4 protein-coding genes are annotated in these 2,883 nt (G+C 44.9%); all 4 read right to left on the bottom strand.

Annotated elements, in window-relative coordinates; all coding sequences use genetic code 11:
• Nucleotides 1-293: 293 nt before the first annotated feature.
• The 4 genes from QSV34_RS15105 to QSV34_RS15090 all read right to left on the bottom strand — a co-directional run bounded on the left by QSV34_RS15105 (nucleotide 294) and on the right by QSV34_RS15090 (nucleotide 2,236).
• Complete coding sequence (locus tag QSV34_RS15105) at nucleotides 294-608, bottom strand: hypothetical protein (RefSeq protein WP_289156071.1); 315 nt, start codon at nucleotides 606-608, stop codon at nucleotides 294-296.
• Between the two features lie 10 nt (nucleotides 609-618).
• Nucleotides 619-843 carry a hypothetical protein gene (locus QSV34_RS15100; RefSeq protein ID WP_289156069.1) on the bottom strand — a complete coding sequence of 75 codons (225 nt, stop codon included), beginning with the start codon at nucleotides 841-843 and terminating at the stop codon, nucleotides 619-621.
• Nucleotides 844-1,406: 563 nt separating this feature from the next.
• Entirely contained in the window at nucleotides 1,407-1,937 is a 531-nt protein-coding gene (locus QSV34_RS15095; RefSeq protein ID WP_289156067.1) for a GNAT family N-acetyltransferase, read from the bottom strand.
• The gene (locus tag QSV34_RS15090; RefSeq protein WP_289156065.1) at nucleotides 1,934-2,236 is read right to left on the bottom strand and encodes a type II toxin-antitoxin system TacA family antitoxin; all 303 of its coding nucleotides are present in this window, start codon (nucleotides 2,234-2,236) and stop codon (nucleotides 1,934-1,936) included. The genes QSV34_RS15095 and QSV34_RS15090 overlap by 4 nt, the downstream gene beginning before the upstream one ends.
• Nucleotides 2,237-2,883: the final 647 nt, after the last annotated feature.

The following is a 2,883-nucleotide window of genomic DNA, read 5'->3' as shown; positions in this document are numbered from 1 at the left end:
CATTATTGAGGTTACCGCTATACACCTCGTAGTCGTTGCTGCCAAATTCCACCGCACTGGCACTGCCAGCAAAAAAAGTGGTTGCCAGCAACCCCAAGCCAATAGCGCGTTTGATCCCCATCATGATTGCTTCCCGATTGTGTTATTTAGTTCCAATTCAAAGTTTTTCAGGCAATAGATGCTTGCCTGACTTCAAAATTTATTATTTAAGGCGCTTTTGCTCGTGCTTTTCTTAACACTCGCAAGCAACGTCTTTAGCAAAGAAGTTATAGCTATTAAGAATTTAGGGCTATTCACCGGACACTAATGATCCCCACCGTTGAAAAGTCATCGCCCTGAGTCCAATAGCGAATCCAGATGTTCTGCTTTGCCAATTTGGCTGCCAGTGCAGTGCTGTAGAGCGCATCTGCTGCTGGATTTCCCGCGTGGCCGATTTCCAGCCATTCTGGCACACCCTCAATTTTCATCAGCATTCGTCCAGCACTGTTGATATAGACTTCTACGATTTCAACATCAGATACATCGACCATTTCTGCCACACAGATGTTGGAAAAAATGATGGTCAATGCAAAAACAATGGCTTTCGCGGATATTGAATTTGGTAGCATAAAAACCTCTTTATTGACCTGAGTTAGCTGGCGCTTTTCGCATATCCATACTTAGTGCATCGCAATATTCACCTGGATCCTGCTTATCGATGACAATACTGACGGTTTGGCCGGTATGAAAAGCAGACAAAGCCATGCTGTATACAGCTTTTCCTTGCTCGTCACCAATCACCGAGCGTTTAAAGTAGGCGTACTTGTATTTACAGTCGTTCAAATCATCAGAATCGAATGTCACTATGAAACCATCATTACCATAGTGCCAAATTCTCGTTATCTTGCCTTAGTACCAAGCTGGGGCAGAGGTTGCTGTTCCTGCTATCGATAGAAAGCAACTGGCTAAAAGTAGTTTCTTCATACATTTCACTATTAGGGTAATCTGCAGACACATATCAAGGAGAATAAGGGGCAGCAAAAACTAACAAGCCCATAAGAACGGCACCCAAAGCGATAAATATCTTTGGTTTCAGCAAGATTGATAGGTTTGCCACAACAATAGCCTCAAGTGTGAGTTTGAGGACATTTCGGCAGAGAGAAGTTAGCACCGCACAACTACCTTCAGCTATAAATCTGAGGACGCTGCAATCGTGATGGTGTTTAGCTGAATGTTATTGAGAGCTTAATTTGCGCATGATTATTGATTCTAATAGCGCTTATCAGCTTGAAGCTGGCTCCGTTCAACCTTTCCCCTATTCGAAATGCCTTAGCATTGTTTCCATACGCCCCATCAATGGGACATTTGGTGGGCAGTTAACCAAAAGAAGGTGACAAACTCAAGTCATTTGGAGATAAGTTGAGGGGTTAAGCGAATAGCTGCTCAACGGTCTTCATGGAGAGGTAGAGCCTGGTGCGGCCCTGATGCTCGCAAAGCACTTGAAATCCATACTGTTTGTAGAATTCCTGCACGCCATCTTCCAGTGCATCTACGATAACGGCAAATGATGGCAGTAGTGCATTCACATCCAGGCAGTGGCGAAGTGAGCGGATTAGAGCGACTTTACCCAATCCTTGCCCCTGGCACTGGTTATGGACAGCCAGCTGGGCAATCAACATCACGGGAATAGGGTAATGTGGCAGCCTCTTGGCGGCACGCTCAGGCAGCGTTTCGCGCTTGATCTCAGAATGAGAGAGCGTGTAGTAACAGCAGATATCAGACTTCCCGGTTTCATCAACCTCTGCGGACGGCAATACCATTGTGCGACTAATGCCGGCAGCTCTGTGGCGTGCAGCGTATTGCTGGATAAAGCCATTAAGTTCAGCACTGCCACAATCAAAGGATTGGCGGCTATGCAGGGCTTTGTCCAGCTCAATGAAAAGGTCGGATGGGGTCACTGAATACCTTGCTGTTCTGCAAATTCACGGGCAGCACGCAATTTGGCATTGGGCGCTTCTGCGGCTTCGCAGGCGGCCATAAAGCGATCAAATACGTTGTTTTCAAGCGTAATGGCTTCATGCTCACGAATAACTCGTGTTGCATCTTCTTCAATCAGGCGCGTGACATACTCCGTCAAGCTGCGCCTGCCTGTAAGGGCTGCGGCCTTCTCGCCAAGCGCCTTGATGGCCTCATCAATTCGCATATCTATTCTTGAGGTCGCCATAATTTCTACCTTTCGATCAATAAAACCTCTCATCTATTACACTATCAAATATTTTTACTTTTGTACAGCACTTGTCCGTACAATATTTAATACTTCACTTTCAGTTGCATAGTAAGAAATTATTAACCTGCTGGTTGTAATATGGGAAATATAGCCGTGTCATAACAACAAAGCCTCCCCATGAAGATCAAGTTCAGCGGCGAACTCTCGATCTCGCATTTGGCTCAATACCCTTTATGAGCAACTGCATCAGATAAAATTCACTCAATAGCTGCGGAACAACAAGAAGAAATCTTTTAACTTAGTTATGGTATTTATAGGGTCAATGGCCTTAATGCCGAGATTTGGTGAATACTTTTCAGACTAAGGCTGCTCTATCTGCACTGAAGCACAAAAAAGAATACTCAGTCGACAATAAAGACATAATCAACAGACTCTCTATCTCCCCAAACATCGCAATTACTTTTACCTTCGACATGCACTCTCTTACCTTGAGCGTGAGCAGATAGTATTAGAGCCATAATGGCTTTTCCATGTTCAGTTTTCAGGTCGATGACCTTTCCCCCGCAATTAGCACCATGACCCCGGTGAGATTTCCAGTTAACCTACCGGGATGGAGAACTCACAATGAAGAAACGTTTTACCGAAGAACAAATCATCCGCGCCATCAAAGAGCATGA

Origin of the sequence: Porticoccus sp. W117 (genome assembly GCF_030341905.1) — a bacterium.
Classification (GTDB): Bacteria; Pseudomonadota; Gammaproteobacteria; order Pseudomonadales; family Porticoccaceae; genus SCSIO-12696.
The sequence above is the reverse complement of the archived record's forward strand: the minus strand, read 5'-3'. Positions and strand labels throughout refer to the sequence as shown.